The sequence below is a fragment of the Acidimicrobiia bacterium genome (assembly GCA_040880805.1).
Classification (GTDB): domain Bacteria; phylum Actinomycetota; class Acidimicrobiia; order IMCC26256; family DASPTH01; genus DASPTH01.
On the sequence record JBBDHW010000056.1, the window covers coordinates 1 to 19,667 of the forward strand.

Genomic DNA, 19,667 nt, shown 5'->3' on the forward strand with positions numbered 1-19,667 from the left:
GATGATGCCCTTGAACCGGACACGCTTGTACTTGCCGCAGTAGCACTCCCAGTCCTTGGTGGGCCCGAAGATCTTCTCGCAGAACAAGCCATCCTTCTCGGGCTTGAGCGTGCGGTAGTTGATCGTCTCGGGCTTCTTGACCTCGCCGTTCGACCACGTGCGGATCTGGTCGGCGGTCGCGAGCGCGATGGAGAGCTGCGCAGAATCGTTCACGTCGAGCACTGGTTCCCTCGCCTTCTTCTTCTCTCGTGCGTCTCGTGCGTCTCGTTCGATGTGACTCGAACTTGCGTCGCCTGTGGTCGCTCTACAACCTTGAACGACGCAGGTTCGTTGTGGGGGGTCAGTAGGCGGGCTGTTGTTGGCGGCGGCGCTCGTCTTCCTCGTCGGTGCCACGTTCGGGCCTCGAGAGGTCGATGCCGAGCGACTCGGTGGTGCGGAAGGCGTCTTCGTCGAGCTCTCGGATCTCGACCTCCTGGCCCTCCGCGTTCATCACGCGGACGTTGAGGCACAGCGCCTGCATCTCCTTGATGAGCACCTTGAAGCTCTCGGGGATGCCGGGTTCGGGGATGTTGTCGCCCTTGACGATCGCCTCGTACACCTTCACGCGTCCGAGCACGTCGTCGGACTTGATGGTGAGGATCTCCTGCAGCGCGTACGACGCGCCGTACGCCTCGAGGGCCCACACCTCCATCTCGCCGAAGCGCTGGCCGCCGAACTGCGCCTTCCCGCCGAGCGGCTGCTGCGTGATCATCGAATACGGACCGGTCGAACGGGCGTGGATCTTGTCGTCGACCAAGTGAGCGAGCTTCAGGATGTAGACGAACCCGACGGTGACGGGCCGGTCGTACGCCTCGCCGGTGCGACCGTCGTACAGCGTGGCTTTTCCGTCGAGCCCGACCAGACGGCCGTGGCTGCCCTCGCCGTCGGGATGCATCTTCTCGAAGAGCTGCTCGATCGTGCCCTCGCTGCTCGACTGCTCGACCTCGTCCCAGTGCGCACCGTCGAACACGGGGCTCGACACCCACACCGCGGGCTCGGTGACCGTGCGGGTCTTGTGCTCGTTCACCGGCGCGACGCGCTGGCCTTCCCAGCCGTGGCGAGCCGCGTAGCCGAGGTGCGCCTCGAGGACCTGGCCGACGTTCATGCGTGACGGCACACCGAGCGGGTTGAGCACGATGTCGACGGGCGTGCCGTCGGCGAGGAACGGCATGTCTTCCACGGGAAGGATCTTGGCGATCACGCCCTTGTTGCCGTGGCGGCCGGCGAGCTTGTCGCCCTCGCTGATCTTGCGCTTCTGGCCGACGTACACGCGAACGAGCTGGTTCACGCCGGGCGGCAGCTCGTGGCCGTCCTCCCGGGAGAACACGCGCACGTCGATCACCTTGCCGACTTCGCCGTGCGGCACCTTCAGCGACGTGTCGCGCACCTCACGCGCCTTCTCGCCGAAGATCGCCCGCAGCAGGCGCTCCTCCGGGGTGAGCTCGGTCTCGCCCTTGGGCGTGACCTTGCCGACGAGGACGTCGCCGGGCCCCACCTCGGCGCCGACGCGGATGATGCCGCGCTCGTCGAGGTCCTTGAGGATGTCTTCCGACAGGTTCGGGATGTCGCGCGTGATCTCCTCGGCACCGAGCTTGGTGTCGCGGGCGTCGGTCTCGTGTTCCTCGATGTGGATCGACGTGAGCACGTCGTCCTTCACGAGGCGTTCGGAGATGACGATGGCGTCCTCGTAGTTGTGGCCCTTCCAGGGCATGAACGCCACGAGGAGGTTCTTGCCGAGCGCGAGCTCACCGTCGTGGGTTGACGGGCCGTCGGCGAGCACGTCGCCGGTGGTGACCGTGTCGCCGATCTCGACACGCGGCTTCTGGTTGATGCACGTGCCCTGGTTGGAACGGCGGAACTTGTTGAGCCGGTACGTGGTGCGGCCCTGCTTGCCCTCGTAGTCGACGACGATCGAATCACCGCTGACGTCGGTGACGGTGCCGTCGCCATTCGCGAGGATCACGTCGCCCGCGTCACGCGCGGCACGCCCCTCGACACCGGTGCCGATGAACGGCGCGGTGGGGCGGAGGAGCGGCACGGCCTGGCGCTGCATGTTGGCGCCCATCAGCGCGCGGTTCGCGTCGTCGTGCTCGAGGAACGGGATCAGCGACGTCGCGACCGACACGATCTGCTTCGGCGAAACGTCCATGTAGTCGACCTCTTGCGGGGTGACGTACGCAACCTCGCCGCGACGCTCGCGCACGAGCACCTTCTCGTCGAGGAAGCCGCCGCGCTCGTCGACCGCGGCGTTCGCCTGCGCGATGACGTGGCGGTCTTCGTCGTCGGCCGCGAGGTACTCGATCTGCTCCGTGGCGACGCCGTTCACGACCTTCCGGTAGGGCGTCTCGATGAAGCCGAACCGGTTGATCCGCGCGTAGGTGGAGAGATAGCCGATGAGGCCGATGTTCGGACCTTCCGGTGTCTCGATCGGGCACATCCGGCCGTAGTGGCTCGGGTGCACGTCGCGCACCTCGAACCCGGCGCGCTCACGCGACAGGCCCCCGGGCCCGAGTGCCGACAGCCGGCGCTTGTGGGTGAGCCCCGCGAGCGGGTTGGTCTGGTCCATGAACTGGCTGAGCTGGCTGGAACCGAAAAACTCCTTGATCGCCGCGACCACCGGCCGGATGTTGATGAGCGTCTGCGGCGTGATCGCCTCGACGTCTTGGGTGGTCATGCGCTCGCGCACGACCCGTTCCATCCGGGAGAGACCGACCCGCACCTGGTTCTGGATCAGCTCGCCGACCGAACGCACCCGGCGGTTGCCGAAGTGGTCGATGTCGTCGGGGTAGTAGTCGGGGTCGTTGTTGTGCAGCTTCACGAGGTACGACACCGTGGAGAGGATGTCGGCCTTCGAGAGCTGATAGTCGACCGGGCCGGCCTCGGGGTCGGCGTTCGGCACGCTGAGGTCGAGGCTCCTGAGCGGCAGCTTGGCGTACTCGTCGCGCAACTTCTTCGACACCTTGTGGCGCCCCACCTTGGCCATGTCGTAGCGCTTGGGGTTGAAGAAGAGGTTCTCGAGCAGCGCGCGCGCGGAGTCGGGCGTGGGCGGCTCGCCCGGGCGCAGCTTGCGGTAGATGTCGATGAAGGCCGCGTCGGCGTCTTCGGTGTGGTCCTTCTCGAGCGTGTTGCGCATCGAGTCGTAGGGGTTGCCCTGCGGGTCGAGGACCAGGTTGAGCAGTTCCTCGTCGCTCTCGCCGAAGCCCAACGCCTTCAACAGGACCGTGACCGGCTGCTTGCGCTTGCGGTCGATGCGGACGTAGACGACGTCCTTCTTGTCGACCTCGAACTCGAGCCACGCGCCCCTGCCCGGGATCATCTTCGCGTCGACGATGTCCTTCTCCGGCGACGTCTTGTCGGGGTTGATCCCGAAGTAGACGCCCGGCGAGCGCACCAATTGCGACACCACGATGCGCTCCGTGCCGTTGATGATGAACGTGCCGCGCTCCGTCATCATGGGGAAGTCGCCCATGAAGACGGTCTGCTCCTTGATCTCACCGGTCTGCGCGTTCATGAAGCGAGCCGTGACGAACAACGGGCGCGCGAAAGTCATGTCACGGGCGCGACAGTCGTCCTCGGAGTACTTGGGCGGGTCGAAGATGTGGTCGGACAGCTCGAGCTTCAGCTGACCGGTGAAGTCCTCGACGGGTGAGATGTCAGCAAGGACCTCGGCGACACCCTGTTCGAGAAACCACTCGAAGGACACACGCTGCACCGCGATCAGATCGGGTAGCTCGAGCACCTCATGGAGACGGGAAAAGGACAGACGTTCGCGGGACGCGACAGAAGCCAACGTCACTCCTTCGTTGAGGAGGCGCGCGCGGACCAGGAGAACGAGGTCAGCGTGGGCACGGCCGGGCAGACACGACTGAGTGCATGTTAGCGCGCTACCGCAGGCGCTGCAAGGACGCCAAAAAGCAGACCCCGAGGGGCCTGGCCTGCGGGAAAGAATACGCCACGACCCCCCCGCGGGTCAAGGTTTGAGGTGTCCTCACTCCTCATCTCCGCGGGCCGCGGGTGGCCCGATGCCCGGCTGTTCTCGTCAGCGCCCTACCTCGGCCGAGCCCCTGCCGGTCCTCCTCCGTCGGACCGGGCTCTCCGAGCCGGGTCTCGACCGACGCCCGCAGCCGCCTCGAACAGGGGCATCGGCCCCACCCGCTCGGCTCTCCTTCTGTGTTTGGCTACTTGGGAGGCGCGTATTCGAAGACTCCGCTCGTTGCGATCTGTTCCCTCGGGGGATCGGGACGGCTATCAGGTAGGCCGTGGGAGAGGTCGGGAAGCTCCACAATTAGGAGCGGTTCGCCGTACCCGACGATCGTCGAACCTGACCACACAGCCATGCGAGTGACGGGTGGGAGGTCGGTGAGCGTGCGCCAGGTGTCGGTTGACGGGGCGTAGGCCACTGCGCTCGCACCGATCTCCTCTGTCGGGAGGAACACCAGTTCCTTCCCGGTCCAGACGCGGCTACCCATCGGCGGTATCGGCGGGAAGCTATTGGCGCCGGGAGGAACCGAGGGTGCACGCCAGTGCCCTGTTTGCAGGTCGTACAAGTGCATGTTCGTCGTTGCGACGGCATCAGACACGAGGACCGAGTTATTGAGGCACGCGAGACTCGGAGGTGCACTGTCGTCGAAAAGGTCATCGGTCAGCGCTTCGCCGGTTGTCCATTCCTTAGCCGCCCTCAAATCGAGCACGGCGATACGCGGAAGGACGAAACCATCATCTGGTCCGAAGCTGAGGCTCTCGCCCGGCTTCTGGGCCGTTGAGGGGTCGTCTGCTTGAACCGCGCCGTGGTATTGGTACTGCGAATTGAGGACGACGAGATTGTCCCCGGCGAGGCATTGAGCGTCGGAGCGAACACCAGGCGCTGGGAGTTGTGTCCAAGTGTCCGAGCCGGAGCTATAGGTCCAATACTCCTCTGCGCCGAGGGCGCCCAGCGCGAACACCGCGTTGCCATCCGGTGCGAGGCCAAGCGCCTGTGTCCGTCGGTAGTCGCCGGGCCACCACGAGCGATAGCGGTCTTGGAGTCGGGCGGGCACGGCGACGCTGCGCCAGTCGTCGCTGCTCAGGTCGAACAACGCCGCTCGATACGTGCCGGGCTTGCATCCCCCCGTCTCCCCGCCCTCCGGCTGGAGAATCTCGTCGCAGGCTGGGCCCACAACCAGCATTTGGTTGCCCACGCGGATCGCGTCCGGCTCGAAGAGTGGCCCAAGACCGGAATCAGGCAGCATCTGCACGTCGCCTGAGCCAGGCGTCAACACCGCAGCGTCGCTCAACAACGAGACGTCGGTTGTGTCGGCGGCCTGGCCGCCGAAGACGAAGACACCCTTCCCAGTCCAGGCAACGGCCGGATAGAACCGTCCGGCAAAGTCCGGCGTTGGTGTGAGGCCGTCGGCCGCGCGGACACTCTGGGTGCCATCCCCCGTCCGATCCCGCTGCACAATCGCAAGCGCCGACGCAGCGATCACGAGGACGATGGCGGCTGCGATGCCCAGTCTGGCCCAGGTCGAGCGCCGCTCGGGACGAAAGGACATCGTCAACCTCCTGCCGCTTCGCGGCGAGGTACGTGAACTCGACGAGGGTACCGACAGGCGGCGCTTTCTACGGCCCGGGAACGACTCCCTGAGCAACGAGTTCGTCATACAACGCGGTGATCGTTCCCATCGCGTGGCGTTTCAACGCTGGGTTCGTCCCATCTCCGAGGAAGTCAGCGTAGGCCTGCGGCCCAATCGATTCGATGTTGTGAAATTGATCGCGGGCGAGGCGGGTGAGCTGTGCTCGGACGTCCTCAGCGTTGTCACCACTCAGGAGTGGACTCGCCTTGATCACTTGAGCCGCGCCCGCCGGACCCAACGCGTCCGCTAGCCACACGATGTCGTACGCGTCCTTGGGCTTGTCTCGGCGCATCATCGCGTCGGTCTTCAGGCACACCCACGACGCGACTCCGGCGATCGGGAACTCGTAGGACAGCAGTCCCCGGCTGGTCTCGACTCGCCGCTCGACCGTAATGGTGTCCTCAAGCACAAGATGCCCGTAACCGACTGCGAGAGCTGTGATCTCACCGCTGCGACCGATGTTCGCCTCCGCAGGCGTACCCGCGGCTGGGTCCTCCGCCTTTCCGGACCGTTGCCGCACCGGGCACAGGAACTCCACCTGGACCCTGATCTCGCGGTGTCGCCCCACCCACCGCCACTTGATGTCACGTCCGTTCTGCCGATCAGGACGAAGACCGAGTCGCCGAAGACCGTCGACGATCGCTTGGTAGTAGTCCGCCGTTTCGCCGTCCATCAGATGCAGCGAGAGATGCAAGTCGAGATCACCGGTTCCCGCGTGGCGCTCGATGCCACGAGGTGGTTCCGGCACGAGGAGGCTTGGCACCGCGCCGCCCACGATTGCCAGGTGCTTTCCGCCAAACGCGCTGCCGAACGAGCGCAGCACGTCGGCTGCGATTCCGAGGAGCCGCTCTGTCGTTGCATCGTCGTAGTCGTGGATGTCGGCTCTGTCACCAAGCATGGCTGATTGCCCCCCACACCTGCGCGGCGAATTCGGAGCCTCGTTGCTCGGTGTGAAGGTCACACCAGACGCGCACGGGGTGTGCAACCTTGGCGCTCCACTCATCGAGCGTTGCAAGCTCAGCTCGATGCACTCCGACGCGCCAGGCATCAACCGCGACGCCAACATTGGCGTCTGCCTTCGGCACTTCGTCGAGATCGAGCGCGTCGGCAATCTGGAGCGCGGACAAGGACGGCCTCGCATTGACCCAACACCGAACTGCTGACGGCGAAGCCGTACCCAACACGCCGAGGAAGGTCGCGCCGGTCCGGCCGGTAATCGCGACCTCGAACTCAGCGGCGTCGGCTCTCGCCGAGAGCCGTGCCGCGACATCTAGATGGTTGCGCCCCCAGAGATATCCCCAGACGACCTCACGTCGACCCCACGGAGTGCGCTGTGCGAGGTGCTCGGCGAGCTGGACTGGGTCGACCACCGACACCAGCACTTCTCGACCATGGCGATGCCTAGTCACGAGCCCGTGACCGGCGAGTTGAGAGACCGTGCGAGAAGCGCTCGACAGGCTGACCCCCGCACCTTCGGCAATTCCACCGATCGTGAGTTGGACACCTCCGGAGGCAACGATAAGAAGCTCCTGCGCGACGAGTGCGTGGCTCTTCTGAAGCGGCACCGCCGTCGTGCGACGCTGAGTAGTCGTTCCGAACCGACGTGCACGGACACGAAGCCTTGGCCACTCGATCTCGGCGACTCCCGATGCATCGATGAACGAAGCTGCGCCGTCGCGCAACCTGCCCCGCCACTCGACCGGTACGGCGCCAGCGACAAGGACCACCCGGCCGGCGCCTTGCTGCCTCGCGATTTCATCGAGCAGCGACTCGACGGTCGACGAGCGAACAGGGTCGACGATCCGCACATCGAGAGTGATGCCGTCGTCATATGAGAGCAAGTTCTCCCGACCTCGATGAACTACGAGATCACCGATCTCCTCGGGTTCTCCCGCGATCCACGGCAGGTTCAGGGTCAGCTTGGGGCCCGGCACGCTTGCAGTCTAGTCAATCCCGTCACTAAACAGCAAGTGTGGGGCCAGAAGACGGCCTAAGTCCCGCTCACTTGCTGTCTAATGACTCCAAGAGTAAAAGCGCAAGTCTTTACCCATGCGGTCAGCGACGCAGGAAACCGCACAGCGTCGAGCGTGCGAGCAGGTTGGTCGGTTCCCGATGGTTGCGCCCGTCGGCCGAGACCCGGCTCGAAGAGCCGACTTTTCGCCGTCAGGCGGAAAGTCGCAGGGGCTCGGACGAGGCCGGGCGCTGTCGGGAACCGCGAGCCGGCTGCTCGCACGCGGCCCGCTCGTGGTTCGAGTAAGGACTCGCTCCGACTACTTGACCTCGACCTGGGCGCCGGCTTCTTCGAGTTTGGCCTTGGCCTTCTCGGCGTCTTCCTTGGCGACCTTCTCGAGGACGGGCTTCGGCGCGCTGTCGACGAGGTCCTTGGCCTCCTTGAGGCCGAGGCCCGACACGAGCGTGCGGACCTCTTTGATGACCTGGATCTTCTTGTCGCCCGCCGCGAGCAGGATGACGTCGAACTCGTCCTGCTCCTCCGCAGCCGCGGCCTCGCCGGCGCCGGCACCGGCAACCGCGGCAACCGCCACGGGCGCGGCGGCGGTGACGCCGAACTCCTCTTCGAACGCCCTGAGGAAGCCGTTCAACTCGAGCACCGTCATGTTCTTGAAGACGTCGAGCAGCTCTTCGGTTGTCATGGTGGCCATGTCGCTGGTTCTCCTGTTACTCGGACTCTGTCGGTTCGGGTTCGGGTTCAAACGTTTCGGCTTCGGCTGCGGGCACTTCGGCTTCCACCGGCACTTCCTCGGCGGGAACACCCCCGCGCTGATCGATGAGAGCCTTCACCCCGTAGGCGAAGTTCCTCGTGAACGCCTGGAAGAGGCCCGCGGCCTTGACGAGCGGCGCCTGGAACACGCCGGCGACCTGGGCGAGGAGCACGTCGCGGGACGGCAGCTCGGCGAGCGCCTCGATCTCGACCGGCGTGATGATGCGCGGTCCGAGGAGCCCGCCCTTCACAACGAGCGCGGGGTTCGTGCGCCCGAAGTCGCGGAGGGCCTTGGCCGCACCGGCCGCGTCGCCGCGAACGAACGCGATCGCGACCGGGCCCTCGAACAGCGACGCGACATCGTCGAGACCGGCCTCGGCGACGGCGAGGCGTGCGAGCGTGTTCTTGAAAACCTTGTACTCAGTACCCGAGACGCGGAGCGTTGCGCGCAGTTCGGCGAGCTCGGGAACGGTGAGGCCGCGGTACTCGGTGAGGACGGCCGCGTCAGCTTCCGCGAGCTTCGTGCGGATCTCCTCGACGACCGCGACCTTCTCGGGTCTTGCCACCTGTGCTGCTCCTACACCATCGGTCGCTCGACGAAAAACGGGACGCCGCAGGTTCGCGAAACGTCCCGTGGAACAGGGCGCCTCGTCCGGCGGATCCCAATCCTGGTGGGACCGGGATCCATTACCTCGAGAGAGACCGGAGGTCTGTGGCGGATTCAGTTGTGGGGCGACACCTTAGCGCGCGGGTCAACCCGAGGACTTGGCGAGCTCGTCGCGGGCGACCGACGGGTCGACCCGCACACCCGGGCCCATGCTCGACGACAGCGCGACACCCTTCAGGTAACGGCCCTTCGCCGACGCGGGCTTGGCGCGGAGCACCTCGTCGAGCACTGCCTGGTAGTTGCTCATGAGATCGTCGGCGTCGAAGCTCGCCTTGCCGATCGGCACGTGCACGTTCCCGTAGCGATCGGTGCGGTACTCGACCTTGCCGGCCTTGAACTCGCCGACGGTCTTGCCCACCTCGCTCGTGACGGTGCCGGCCTTGGGGTTCGGCATGAGGTTGCGAGGCCCGAGCGTGCGGCCGAGCTTGCCGACCTTCGGCATCATGTCGGGAGTGGCGATCGCAACGTCGAAGTCGAGGAAGCCTTTTTCGATCTGCGAGACGAGGTCGTCGCTCCCGACGACGTCGGCACCCGCCTCCTCGGCCTCGCGTGCGGCATCGCCCTCCGCGAAGACCGCCACGCGCACGTCCTTGCCGGTGCCCTTGGGCAGCGACACGGTGCCGCGGATCATCTGGTCGGCTTTGCGGGGATCCACGCCGAGCCGGAACGCGGCCTCGACGGTCTCGTCGAAGTTGCGCGTGGCGAGCGACTTCACGAGATCGACTGCCTCGGTGGGCGGGTAGACGCGCTCACGATCGAATTGCAGGGCCGCGTCGGTGAACTTCTTGCCGTGCTTGCTCATTCCTCAGCCTTCACTTGCTCGTCGCCGATTTCGATTCCCATGGAACGCGCGGTGCCGGCGACCTGCGCCATCGCACCCTCGAGGTCGATGGCGTTGAGGTCGGGCATCTTGGTCTCGGCGATCTGGCGCACCTGAGCGTGCGTGACACGCCCGACCTTCTCCGTGCGCGGGTTCTGCGCGCCCTTCTCGACACCCGCGGCCTGGCGGAGCAGGAACGGCGTGGGCGGCGTCTTGGTGATGAACGTGAACGACCGGTCTTCGTAGATCGAGATCTCGGCGGGGATCACGAGCCCGCGCTGGCTCTCGGTGACCGCGTTGTAAGCCTTGCAGAAGTCCATGATGTTGATCCCGTGCGGACCGAGCGCGGTGCCGACGGGCGGCGCGGGCGTTGCCTGCCCGGCCGGGATCTGGATCTTCACGGTCGCAGCGAGTCTCTTCTTTGCCATCTCTATTCGCTCGCTCTCTGCGAGCCGGGATACCCGGCTCGCGGTCGTTCGCTCGCTGGCGAGCGTCCTTCGCTCGCTCCGCTCGTCTCCGGGCGCCGCGTCCGCATCATCTCTACAGCTTCGCGACTTGGCCGAGCTCGAGCTCGACGGGCGTCTCGCGACCGAAGATGTTCACGAGCACGGTGAGCTTGGACCGGGCGACGTCGATGTCGGAGATCGCGCCGTTGAAGTCGGCGAAGGGACCGGTGACGACGCGCACCTGTTCGCCCACCTCGAACTCGAGGCGCGGGCGCACCTTGCGCTCCTGCCCGGGTTCTTCCTTGCCGACACCGAGGATCGACTCGACCTCTTTCCGCGACAGCGGAGTGGGGCGTGACGCGTTGCCGACGAAGGCGGTGACACCCGGCGTGTTGCGCACGACGTACCAGGAGTCGTCGTCGAGCGCCATGCGCACGAGCAGGTAACCGGGAAATACCTTCTTCTGCACGACGACCTTGCGGCCGCCCTTGAACTCGATGACGTCTTCCATCGGGATAGCGACTTCGTAGATCTGTTCCTCGACGTTCATCGACTTCACGCGGCTCGCGAGGTTCTGCTTGACCTTGTTCTCGTAGCCCGCGTACGTGTGCACGACGAACCAGTCGCCGGGTCGGTCGTAAGGGCTGGGCTCGGGTGGCTCGGCGTCGGCGTCGCCTTCGAGCTCTCCGTCGAGTCCTTCCTCGACGACCTCGAGGAGCTCCGCGCTCGCGAGCTCGAGGGATCCGGCCGGTTCCACGATCTCGACGATCTCGACGATCTCCTCTGCGTCGTCGCCGGCTTCGGGCCGCGTGGAGAGCGTCGCCCAGTCGGGGAGCGAGGACTCCTGCTCCGTCACGTCGGTCGCATCGCCCGTGGTCGAATCGCCGGGGCGCGCGTCGTCGGTGGGCGCGTCGACCGATCCGCCGGCGGGAGCGTCGCTCGAGGAGAGATTGTCCGAAGATGTCTCGATGTCGTCCATGGCGATCAGTCGAAGAGGAAGAGCACGAACTTGGACGACACGTAGTCGAACCCGAAGATGAGCGTGGTCATGACGATCACCGCGATGAGCACGACGATCGTGGAGTTGATGACTTCCTTCCGGGTGGGCCAGGCGACCTTGCGGAGCTCGCCCTTCACCTCCGAGAAGTACTCGCGGGGCCCCACCTTGTCGCGCTGAACCGGCACCGGTTGCGGCCGGCGCTGCTGTGGCTGGCCCGGTTTGTCCGAGCCTTGCTTCTGCATCAAACGCTTGGTCTGACGATTCATCGACACGGCGCAGCCGTCCTGTTCGTGTTCTCTGCAGGGCAGGAGGGACTCGAACCCGCAACCGCCGGTTTTGGAGACCGGTGCTCTACCAATTGAGCTACTGCCCTCCGGCCGTTTGGTCGGGCCGAACACATTGAGGATAGCAGCGGCGCTCCGAGCCGCCCGAGGCGGCTGCTACGCAGGGATCGCTTCGGAGCGCCGGCGGCGGTCGAGGGCCCACAGCGATGTGAGCACGATCGAGCCGACGAACCAAGCGAAGACCGGCGGTTCGCGGAGGACACCCACGACCGATCCGGCGTAGGGAATCCGCAACGCGACGCTGCCGATCACGTCTCGGGAGGTGGGGTGCCACGGGTCGGCGGCGGCGCGGTTGTCGCCGCGGGTGATGTAGCCGGTCTCGGCCGAGCCGCCGATGATGCGGTGGATCACGCGCAGACCCGCGCGTTCGAACCCGTCCGGCACGCGGTACGCGATCACTTCACCCACGTGGTACGAGTCGTGACCGCGCGTGATCACGAAGTCGCCGTCGACGAGGGTCGACTCCATCGACGTGCCCGCCACCATCGCGTACGCGGCCGGGCCACCGATGAGCTGCGGGCGGTAGAGGTTCCACCAGAAAACGGCGAGCACCAGCGTGACCGCGATGTTCAGCGCCCGCAGCCAGGGTCGACGGACGTGTCGCCACGCGCCAACCGCCGCTGCTTCGTCGCCTGCCACGAGACCAGTGTCGCCCAGAACGGAATGACCGTCTAGCTGGCGACCGGTAACCCGCGCCGGCGGGAGCGGTGCACGAGCATCGCCGCCGTCGCGGCAGTCGCGGCGACCGCCGCGCCTCCGATGGCGCCCGCGTACGCGAGGCGACGACCCGAGAGGATCGAGTGGACGGCCTGGCGCTCCCCGGCTTCCTCGATCGCGGCGAGTGTCTGCGCGAGCAGCCCCGGCGAGGGCTCGAGGTAGCGGGTGCGCAGCATCTGGAGCCCGCGCAACATGCGTCGATACCGGGCGAGCTCGGCCTGGCACCGCAGGCAGCTCTCGATGTGCCGCTGCACGGAGAGCTCGACTGCAGCGCCGTGCTCGACCGCCGCGGGCAGCAGCTTGGCGACGTCGTCACACTGCATGGGCCCACCTCCCGCCGTTCTCCGGGCCCTCGTTCGCGGACTCGTCGTCGTAGAGAAGGTCGCGCAGGCGCCTGCGTCCGCGGTGGAGACGCACTTTGGCCGCGGGCACCGAGATGCCGAGCTCAACGGCTACCTCCTCGTGCGAGAGCCCGTACACGTCCTTCAGCACCACGAGGACGCGCAGCTTGGGAGGGAGCTCCTGGAGCGCGCCCGACAGACGAACGAGTAACGCAGCCGACTCCGCGGCGCCTTCTGGTTGCGCGTCGGACCGGAGCTCGATCGGCTCTTCCACCATCGCATCGAGTGCTTCGGTGCGGTGACGGTGACGGCGCTTCACAAGGGTGTACGCAGCGTTCGCGGTGATGCGATACATCCAGGTGCTGAACTGCGCGTCGCCGCGAAAGCGCGGCAGCCCCTTCCAGGCACGAAGGTACGCCTCTTGCACCACGTCGCGTGCATCCTCCTCGTGGGCCGTGAGGCGGAGAGCGAGCGTGTAGGTGTCGACGTAGGTCCGGCGGACCAACTCGTCGAAAGCCGGGCGGTCGCCCTCCCGGGCGGCCACGACCAAGCGGTCGAGCTCGTCTCGTTCTCGCGGCAGTTCGTGCGTGGTCATGTGAGACTCACGCCCGTGCCCGCGGGTTACGCGGCCCGACGTTGCCCAATGTTCAGCGGGTTTCCCGGTGGAGGGTGTGCTGACGCTCGAAGCGGCAGTACTTCTTCATCTCGATGCGCTCTCGGTTGTTGGTCTTGTTCTTGACCGTGATGTAGTTGCGCCGCTTGCACTGCTCGCACGCCAGCGTCACCTTGACCCGCTTGTCACTTGCCATCTGTCGTCTGCTCCCGGTCTTTCCTGGTAGCGGTGGCGGGACTCGAACCCGCGACGCCGCGATTATGAGCCGCGTGCTCTGCCAACTGAGCTACACCGCCAAACTATGGCCTCGCTGAGCCCCCTTACGGACTTGAACCGTAGACCCCTTCCTTACCATGGAAGTGCTCTACCAACTGAGCTAAGGGGGCGGGACCGGCAAGGCTAGTGCCGCGGCTCCGTGCCCGAACAGCCGGAAACGGGTCCGCGCTACCGTGCGACGATGAGCGTCCTGATCCGTCTCGCCGAACGGCGTGACGCGGCGGGGATTCGGGCCATCTACAACCACTACGTCACCGAGTCGACCGCGCTCTTCGACATGGTGCCGCGCACCCTCGACGAACAAGTGCAGTGGATCGACGAGCACTCGGGAGGCCATCCGGCCTTGGTGGCCGTCGCTCGCGGTGAGGACGGCACCAACCGCGTGGTGGGCTTCGGGTCACTGTCGCCGTTCCGGTCGCGGCCGGCGTACACCACCACGGTGGAGAACTCGGTGTACCTGCTCGAGGAGTACCAAGGTCGCGGTGTCGGGCGCATGGTCCTCGAGGAGCTGATCCGGCTCGCCGAGTTGCACGGGTTCCATTCCGTGATCGCGCGCATCGCCGGTAGCAACGACGCGTCGATCGCGCTGCACGCCGCGTGCGGGTTCGAGCTCGTGGGGACCGAGCGCGAGGTCGGTCGCAAGTTCGGCCGTTGGCTCGACGTGGTGGAGATGCAGCGACTTCTGTAGGCGGACGCGGCGACCAGAGCGACGGAGGAGCGGAGGTCGCTCGCCAGCGAGCAAACGGCCGCGAGCCGGGTATCCCGGCTCGCAGAGAGCGAGCGAATTATGCAGGCTCGTCGTCTTCGGAACCGTTGTTGGCCTTGAGCAACTGGCTCGTGCCCGGGCCGATGATCGCCTCTCCCTCGTGGTCGACGAACGCCGGCTGCTTGGAACCGTTCTCCGCGTCGACGACGGGAACATCGGGTGTCTGACCGTTCCCGCTCCCGTTCGCAGAAACCGGCTCGACGGCACTTCGGAGCGTCTGACGCTCGGGCGGCTCGAACTCCACGCGCTGCGTGCCCTCCTGGTGCGCGAGGAGCATCCGCTCGTGGTACTGGTCGATCTCGCCGACGAACTCAGGGTCGAGGTAAACGGTGCCGTCGACGACCGTGCCCATCCGCTGCTCGATCACCGCGACCACGTCTTCGCCGGCCAGTGTCTTCTGCTCCTCGAGCGCGTGGGCAACCCGGAGGATCGTGTCGCGCTCGCGCTCGATGAGCGTGTGCGTGCGACGCAGCAGACGGTTGAGGTTGTCCTCGACGCGCTGTCCCATGCTCCCGCTGAGGAGCTCCTTGTTGAGATCGCCCGGCTTCTGCGTGGGGCCGCCGCCACCGACGCCGGCGCGCTGGATGATCGCGTGCGACGCGATCGTGGAGCCCATGCCCCAGAAACCCTCCATGAGGATCGCGATCTCGGTTGCCTGCTCGAGGTCGCCGGACACACCGGACGCGCTGTCGCCGGCGAAGAAGATGCGCTCGCCGGCGAGCGACGCGAGGCACACCATGATGTCGGACTCGAACTCCGTCTTGAAGAGCTTCTGGCGGTCCTCGATCGGGACCGACGCGACGAGCCCGAGGTAGTCGGTGCCGGGGTGGATGGTGGCCATGTCGATCTCGAGGTGCTTGCGGACGCGGTACGCAACCACTGCGTGACAGGCCTCGTGCACCGCGACCCCGTGGCGGTCGACGGCGATCAGCTCCTGGTCGCGCGTGAGCCCGAGGGTCTTGAGGTGCTTTGCGTCGAGCACGTCGGTCCAGGTGATCATGTCGCGGTTGTCCTGGATCGCGTTGATGAGCGCCTCGTTGACGAGGTCCTTGATCGACGCGCCGGTCGCGTACGGGGTCATGTGGGACAGCCGGTCGACCTGTTCCGCGGTGAGGTCGTGCTCGACCTTGGCGAGGTAGCCCTCGTAGGTGCGGACACGACCCTGGTTGGTGGGGTATCCCACGCGATAGATGCGGTCGATGCGGCCCGGACGCAGCAACGCCTGGTCGAGCGACTGCGGCATGTTGGTAGCCATCATGATGAGCATGCGGTACTTCGGGGGCGGCTTCGACTTCAGCCCGAACAGCTTCCGGACGTAGCGGTTGATGATCCCACGCGGCTTGTTGAGGCCTGACAGCTCGGTGAGGAGCACGGGGAGGACCGACCCACCCATCCCGCCGCCCATGCCCATCATGAAACGCGAGCGCGTGGTGTCGGGACCAGTCGGCGGGTCGTGGTGGTGATGCGCGCCGATCGCGCCGTCCATGAGGTGCTGGCGCGTGACGTCGGACAGATATCCGAATCCTCCGCACGAGCACATCCCGGAGAACAACGAGTCCTGCGCGCGCGGCGCCTGGCCCGCGAGCTCACCTCGGCTGCCGAGCGCGTCGGCCTCGTCGAAGAAGGCGACCACGCCCCCGTAGCGGAGCGCGAGGCGGCGAAGACGGCGGAAGAGCATCTTCACCTTGATCACGCCCATGCCCATCGTGTTGAGCTGGCTGGCGTCGATGTTCACGAACGGCTTGCCGGTCTCGCCCGCCATCGCCTCGGCCATGAGCGTCTTGCCGGTACCGGGCGGACCCCACAGGAGCAGGCCGCTCGGCACGTAGCCGCCCTTCTCCTCGATCATCTTGGGGTTGTCGAGGAAGATGAGATTCTCCTTCACCTTCTCGAGGACGGGATCCTGACCCCACACGTCGGAGAACCGAGTGTTGATGTCGTCGGGGTAGAACGTCTCGACGCCGCCCCTCGTCGCGAACCAGATCATGAGACCGAACTGGAACCCGATCCAGAACGTGAGGAACAGCACCAACTGGAGCGCCGTCGGTGTGACGCCGATGACGAAGTCGAGCAACTCGTAGGGCGCACGAAAGAAGTTGGTGTCGAAGAGCCGCGCCAACACGAGGTTGAGGACCACGAGGACCGTGACGATCTTGATCGTGCGCGCGGCCTGGTGGCGCTTCCACGGGTCGAACCTCGAGATGCTCTCGTTCCAACCCGCGAAGACCTTGTCGCGCCAGAGCTGGTAGTAGGAGGCGCTGTGCTCGCAGATCAGGTAGTGGATCTGGCGGATGAGCTCCAGGCCCATCAGGGCGAGGATCCACCACTTCCCGCGCGCCGTCATGTTGAACGCCTCGGACGCCGGAAGGAGCGGGTCGTCGGCCATCTCGGCCGCGAAGAAGAACGCGAAGAGCGCACCACCCCAGAACAGGAACTTGATGCGGTTCCAGAACGACATCGGCTTGCGCGTCGCGCGTTCGCTCTCGCGCGGACGGCTCTCGAACTCGGTCGCGACTTGTGTCATGTCACTTGTCCTTCACCGTCCACGAGTTGATGACGCTGTCGATCTTCGACTCGTACTTGTCGTAACACTCGGTTGTGCAGTAGATGCTGATCGCGTACACCTTCGACGTCGACTGGTCGAAGAGCGCGATCTGATTGAAGGTGATGGAGCTGGTCTTGCCCTCGACGCGGGCAACCAGGTGTGAGCCGTGGAAGCCGCCGCCGAGCTCCACGAGGTCGTAGGCCGACACGTGCGCGTTCCCGGCCTCCAGGGCGTCGTCGACGTCGAAGAAGATGTTGCGCAGCGACTGGAGCGACGCGGCGTCGGAAGCATCGGGCGAGAGGGGCCGGACGACTGCCTGGCCGAGCGGATAGTTCGGGCGGTTGCCCGCGAGATGGTTGAGCGACGGGTCGGGGTTGGCGTCGAAGACCGTGGTCCACATGGTGTCTCGGCGCTGGTCGATCTCGTCCTTGGAGAGCGCCCCCTTCAGGGCGTCGAGCACGGAGTCCTGGTCGTAGAGCTTCCAGCTGTCGGGCACCTTGAAGTAGGTCTTGTTCTCGGAGCTCTTGACGTAGTGATACCCGGTGCCGGCGCAGGCCGCGAAGGCGAGTGGCGCCGCGAGGAGAAGCAGTGCAGTCGCGGAGCGCGCCCTCCCCAGGCCTCCCGTCATACCCACCAGTATCGACCAGATCAGGGGTGGTCGGTAGTCCGAATGTGGTGTGGAGGCGTCACGGAAAAGAAAGGAGGCCCGCCGAGGCGGGCCAGTGGGCCGGGTTGGATTCGAACCAACGTAGGTTTCCCAGCAGTTTTACAGACTGCTCCCTTTGGCCACTCGGGTACCGACCCAGGGGGGGCGTACAGTACCAGCCCCAAATAATTCGTCGCTCACTGCGAGCGGGTATCCCCGGCTCGCGGTCGTTCGCTCCTGGCGAGCACTCGACTCGCTCCGCTCGCTCGTGCCGCAGGTACCCTCACTATGGTGCGCCGCAGCGAGAGAGCGAATCAGCATGGCAACGTTTGACGTGGTGTCGGAGCTCGACATGCAGGAGGTGCGCAACGCCGTCGATCAGGCGAAGCGCGAGGTCGGCACCCGCTTCGACTTCAAGAACACCGGTAGCACCATCGAGCTCGGCGAGAAGTCGATCGAGCTCCACACCGAGAGCGACGCGCGCCTCAAGGCACTCACTCAGGTGCTCGAGGAGAAGCTCGTGCGCCGTCAGGTCTCGTTGAAGGCAATCTCGTATGGGAAGGTCGAGGAAGCCGCGAAGGGGACCGTCCGCCAGACGGTCACCCTCAACATGGGGATCTCGTCCGACAAGGCACGCGAGATCGGAAAGTTCCTCAAGGGCCTCAACTTGAAGGGTGTCCAGCACCAGGTGCAGGGCGACCAGCTCCGCGTGAGCGGCAAGAAGCGTGACGACCTGCAGGCCGCCATCCAGGCCATGCGCGACCACGACTTCGAGATCGCCTTGCAGTTCACCAACTTCCGCGACTGATCCGCTCGAGGCCGGGCCCTACGGGCCGAGGACGGTGGCGAGCCCCCCGGCCATCGTCTCGAGGTTGGCAGACGGCGTATCGCCGAGGGGCAGGGTCACCCCGACCGGGAGCTGCATGAACGTGAACGCGCCGCGACTTCCCGCGGTGAGGGCCGCGATCGCGGTGGTCCCGATCTGCAGGCCGTCCGGACCGTTCAACGTCGAGATATAGAAGACGTCCCGAACTCCGAGCTTCTTCGCTCCGATCGTCGCCGAACCACGCTTGGGCACGCGCTCGACGTCAACGCTGGAACCGGCAGGAAGACTCGCGAGATAGAGGTCGTGGAGACAGGTCCCGAGGTTGCTGTAGTCGCCGAACCAGTGGCCGGCCGTCCCCTTCGTCGGGAACACGATGATCTCGGCACCGACGGTGGTCCGCGTCGCGGGGTCCTGTGCCCGGAAGCCCCTGATCACGCCGTTCGTGCCCGAGGAGAGGAACGCGTCGGTCGCGGCCCGGCAGGCCGCCGGGTTCGCGGGTACCACCGAACGCGGGGATGGTTGGAACACAAAGGGGTTCGCGGTCGGGGCCCATTCGATGAAGCGCTTCGCCCCTTCGTCGGCGTCCTTGGCGAGCTTCGGGTTCGACGCTTCGAACTTCCACGCCAGCAGGCGATAGCGCAAGCTCGCCCACGCCTGCCGCTCGAGCTCCTCCAGCTCGCCGGGCTTCGCGTTCGCGACGCGAGCCGTGGCCTCGGCGACAAGATTGTCCCAGGTGAGCAAGGCAGCGGCACCGGCCAACGGGGCGGCAGCACTCGTGCTTTCGAACGTCGTGGCCCAGACGCCGTCGTCATTGGAGACCGCTGACGCGAAGGTCGGAGGTGGCGGCAGCTGCGCGTACTGCACGAACACACTGTTGATCGCGTCGCGCGCGCCGTAGCCGAGGCACGCGGCGGACGATCGCGCCGTCGTCACGAAGTTCCTGGCCGCCTTCGCGTTCGGGAACACGTGGATCCGCTCGTTCACGACGATCCGCCCGTCGCTCGTCCCGAGTAGCACGCCGTTCCCCGACGACGGGCCTTTCGCGAGCGCGGCGTCGACCTCGGCGGCACGAGGGCAGCTCCCCTTCAGCGCGTCCGTGTACAGGGGTTGCGCGTCGCGGGCCGTGAACGCCACGAACGGGGTGCGGGCGTACGTTCCCGCCGTCAAGTACGCGTCGGGCGGGACCGCTGCGCCGGGATCGACCGCGCCTGCCGGTACCGCGGCCGTCAGCGCAAGTGCGGTGGTCGCGACGACGAAGGGTCGAAGCACCCTTCGACCCTACTGACTGAG

General features: G+C 66.2%; 20 protein-coding genes and 4 tRNA genes. 2 read left to right on the plus strand and 22 right to left on the minus strand.

The window, feature by feature from the left end; translation table 11 throughout:
- From WD271_14785 to WD271_14870, 18 genes are all read right to left on the minus strand, one after another.
- The coding region (locus WD271_14785) for a DNA-directed RNA polymerase subunit beta (protein ID MEX1009093.1) at positions 1-222 on the minus strand (222 nt) is incomplete at its 3' end.
- A 118-nt stretch (positions 223-340) separates the two neighbouring features.
- On the minus strand, positions 341-3,829 hold the full coding sequence (gene rpoB, locus WD271_14790) for a DNA-directed RNA polymerase subunit beta (protein MEX1009094.1): 3,489 nt from the start codon (positions 3,827-3,829) through the stop codon (positions 341-343).
- Positions 3,830-4,217: 388 nt separating this feature from the next.
- Positions 4,218-5,570, minus strand: a complete 1,353-nt coding sequence (locus WD271_14795; protein ID MEX1009095.1) for a hypothetical protein — start codon at positions 5,568-5,570, stop codon at positions 4,218-4,220.
- A gap of 67 nt (positions 5,571-5,637) precedes the next feature.
- Positions 5,638-6,549 (minus strand): hypothetical protein, encoded by a 912-nt coding sequence (locus WD271_14800; protein ID MEX1009096.1) that lies wholly within the window; start codon positions 6,547-6,549, stop codon positions 5,638-5,640.
- Entirely contained in the window at positions 6,539-7,459 is a 921-nt protein-coding gene (locus WD271_14805; GenBank protein MEX1009097.1) for a winged helix-turn-helix domain-containing protein, read from the minus strand. The genes WD271_14800 and WD271_14805 overlap by 11 nt, the downstream gene beginning before the upstream one ends.
- Positions 7,460-7,921: 462 nt before the next feature.
- A complete protein-coding gene (gene rplL / locus WD271_14810; GenBank protein MEX1009098.1) occupies positions 7,922-8,311 on the minus strand; it encodes a 50S ribosomal protein L7/L12 in 390 nt (129 codons plus the stop codon).
- 16 nt (positions 8,312-8,327) lie between these two features.
- Positions 8,328-8,936, minus strand: a complete 609-nt coding sequence (rplJ, locus tag WD271_14815) for a 50S ribosomal protein L10 (GenBank protein MEX1009099.1) — start codon at positions 8,934-8,936, stop codon at positions 8,328-8,330.
- Positions 8,937-9,122: 186 nt separating this feature from the next.
- A complete protein-coding gene (rplA, locus tag WD271_14820) occupies positions 9,123-9,839 on the minus strand; it encodes a 50S ribosomal protein L1 (protein MEX1009100.1) in 717 nt (238 codons plus the stop codon).
- On the minus strand, positions 9,836-10,285 hold the full coding sequence (gene rplK / locus WD271_14825) for a 50S ribosomal protein L11 (protein MEX1009101.1): 450 nt from the start codon (positions 10,283-10,285) through the stop codon (positions 9,836-9,838). The genes rplA and rplK overlap by 4 nt, the downstream gene beginning before the upstream one ends.
- Before the next feature lie 112 nt (positions 10,286-10,397).
- Entirely contained in the window at positions 10,398-11,282 is an 885-nt protein-coding gene (gene nusG / locus WD271_14830; protein ID MEX1009102.1) for a transcription termination/antitermination protein NusG, read from the minus strand.
- Between the two features lie 5 nt (positions 11,283-11,287).
- Positions 11,288-11,545 (minus strand): preprotein translocase subunit SecE, encoded by a 258-nt coding sequence (gene secE / locus WD271_14835; protein ID MEX1009103.1) that lies wholly within the window; start codon positions 11,543-11,545, stop codon positions 11,288-11,290.
- A gap of 58 nt (positions 11,546-11,603) precedes the next feature.
- Positions 11,604-11,676: transfer RNA gene (locus WD271_14840), tRNA-Trp, on the minus strand.
- Positions 11,677-11,743: 67 nt separating this feature from the next.
- Positions 11,744-12,286 (minus strand): signal peptidase I, encoded by a 543-nt coding sequence (locus WD271_14845; GenBank protein ID MEX1009104.1) that lies wholly within the window; start codon positions 12,284-12,286, stop codon positions 11,744-11,746.
- 32 nt (positions 12,287-12,318) lie between these two features.
- On the minus strand, positions 12,319-12,687 hold the full coding sequence (locus WD271_14850) for a hypothetical protein (GenBank protein ID MEX1009105.1): 369 nt from the start codon (positions 12,685-12,687) through the stop codon (positions 12,319-12,321).
- Positions 12,677-13,300, minus strand: a complete 624-nt coding sequence (locus WD271_14855; protein MEX1009106.1) for a sigma-70 family RNA polymerase sigma factor — start codon at positions 13,298-13,300, stop codon at positions 12,677-12,679. The genes WD271_14850 and WD271_14855 overlap by 11 nt, the downstream gene beginning before the upstream one ends.
- A 52-nt stretch (positions 13,301-13,352) precedes the next feature.
- A complete protein-coding gene (gene rpmG / locus WD271_14860; GenBank protein ID MEX1009107.1) occupies positions 13,353-13,514 on the minus strand; it encodes a 50S ribosomal protein L33 in 162 nt (53 codons plus the stop codon).
- Between the two features lie 24 nt (positions 13,515-13,538).
- A tRNA-Met gene (locus WD271_14865) sits at positions 13,539-13,614 on the minus strand.
- Between the two features lie 17 nt (positions 13,615-13,631).
- Positions 13,632-13,704: transfer RNA gene (locus tag WD271_14870), tRNA-Thr, on the minus strand.
- A gap of 71 nt (positions 13,705-13,775) precedes the next feature.
- Here WD271_14870 and WD271_14875 point away from each other — a divergent pair.
- Complete coding sequence (locus tag WD271_14875; protein MEX1009108.1) at positions 13,776-14,282, plus strand: N-acetyltransferase family protein; 507 nt, start codon at positions 13,776-13,778, stop codon at positions 14,280-14,282.
- A 97-nt stretch (positions 14,283-14,379) separates the two neighbouring features.
- Here the strand turns inward: WD271_14875 and WD271_14880 are convergent, their stop codons facing one another.
- The 3 genes from WD271_14880 to WD271_14890 form a co-directional block, all read right to left on the minus strand.
- Positions 14,380-16,884, minus strand: a complete 2,505-nt coding sequence (locus WD271_14880; GenBank protein MEX1009109.1) for an AAA family ATPase — start codon at positions 16,882-16,884, stop codon at positions 14,380-14,382.
- Position 16,885: 1 nt separating this feature from the next.
- On the minus strand, positions 16,886-17,533 hold the full coding sequence (locus tag WD271_14885; GenBank protein ID MEX1009110.1) for a hypothetical protein: 648 nt from the start codon (positions 17,531-17,533) through the stop codon (positions 16,886-16,888).
- Between the two features lie 95 nt (positions 17,534-17,628).
- Positions 17,629-17,709 (minus strand) — tRNA-Tyr (locus WD271_14890).
- Between the two features lie 161 nt (positions 17,710-17,870).
- On the opposite strand from WD271_14890, the gene WD271_14895 reads away from it, so the two are divergent.
- Positions 17,871-18,359, plus strand: a complete 489-nt coding sequence (locus WD271_14895; protein MEX1009111.1) for a YajQ family cyclic di-GMP-binding protein — start codon at positions 17,871-17,873, stop codon at positions 18,357-18,359.
- An 18-nt stretch (positions 18,360-18,377) separates the two neighbouring features.
- Here WD271_14895 and WD271_14900 read toward each other — a convergent pair whose 3' ends face one another.
- Positions 18,378-19,646, minus strand: a complete 1,269-nt coding sequence (locus tag WD271_14900; GenBank protein MEX1009112.1) for a hypothetical protein — start codon at positions 19,644-19,646, stop codon at positions 18,378-18,380.
- Positions 19,647-19,667: the final 21 nt, after the last annotated feature.

Bases quoted from the DNA above. Each gene is read 5' to 3' on its own strand.
- nusG (MEX1009102.1), bottom strand. From the start codon at position 11,282: ATGGACGACATCGAGACATCTTCGGACAATCTCTCCTCGAGCGACGCT.
- rplK (MEX1009101.1), bottom strand. From the start codon at position 10,285: ATGGCAAAGAAGAGACTCGCTGCGACCGTGAAGATCCAGATCCCGGCC.
- WD271_14895 (MEX1009111.1), top strand. From the start codon at position 17,871: ATGGCAACGTTTGACGTGGTGTCGGAGCTCGACATGCAGGAGGTGCGC.
- rpmG (MEX1009107.1), bottom strand. From the start codon at position 13,514: ATGGCAAGTGACAAGCGGGTCAAGGTGACGCTGGCGTGCGAGCAGTGC.
- secE (MEX1009103.1), bottom strand. From the start codon at position 11,545: ATGCAGAAGCAAGGCTCGGACAAACCGGGCCAGCCACAGCAGCGCCGG.
- WD271_14855 (MEX1009106.1), bottom strand. From the start codon at position 13,300: ATGACCACGCACGAACTGCCGCGAGAACGAGACGAGCTCGACCGCTTG.
- rplA (MEX1009100.1), bottom strand. From the start codon at position 9,839: ATGAGCAAGCACGGCAAGAAGTTCACCGACGCGGCCCTGCAATTCGAT.
- WD271_14875 (MEX1009108.1), top strand. From the start codon at position 13,776: ATGAGCGTCCTGATCCGTCTCGCCGAACGGCGTGACGCGGCGGGGATT.
- WD271_14795 (MEX1009095.1), bottom strand. From the start codon at position 5,570: ATGTCCTTTCGTCCCGAGCGGCGCTCGACCTGGGCCAGACTGGGCATC.
- WD271_14880 (MEX1009109.1), bottom strand. From the start codon at position 16,884: ATGACACAAGTCGCGACCGAGTTCGAGAGCCGTCCGCGCGAGAGCGAA.
- WD271_14800 (MEX1009096.1), bottom strand. From the start codon at position 6,549: ATGCTTGGTGACAGAGCCGACATCCACGACTACGACGATGCAACGACA.
- WD271_14850 (MEX1009105.1), bottom strand. From the start codon at position 12,687: ATGCAGTGTGACGACGTCGCCAAGCTGCTGCCCGCGGCGGTCGAGCAC.
- WD271_14885 (MEX1009110.1), bottom strand. From the start codon at position 17,533: ATGACGGGAGGCCTGGGGAGGGCGCGCTCCGCGACTGCACTGCTTCTC.
- rplL (MEX1009098.1), bottom strand. From the start codon at position 8,311: ATGGCCACCATGACAACCGAAGAGCTGCTCGACGTCTTCAAGAACATG.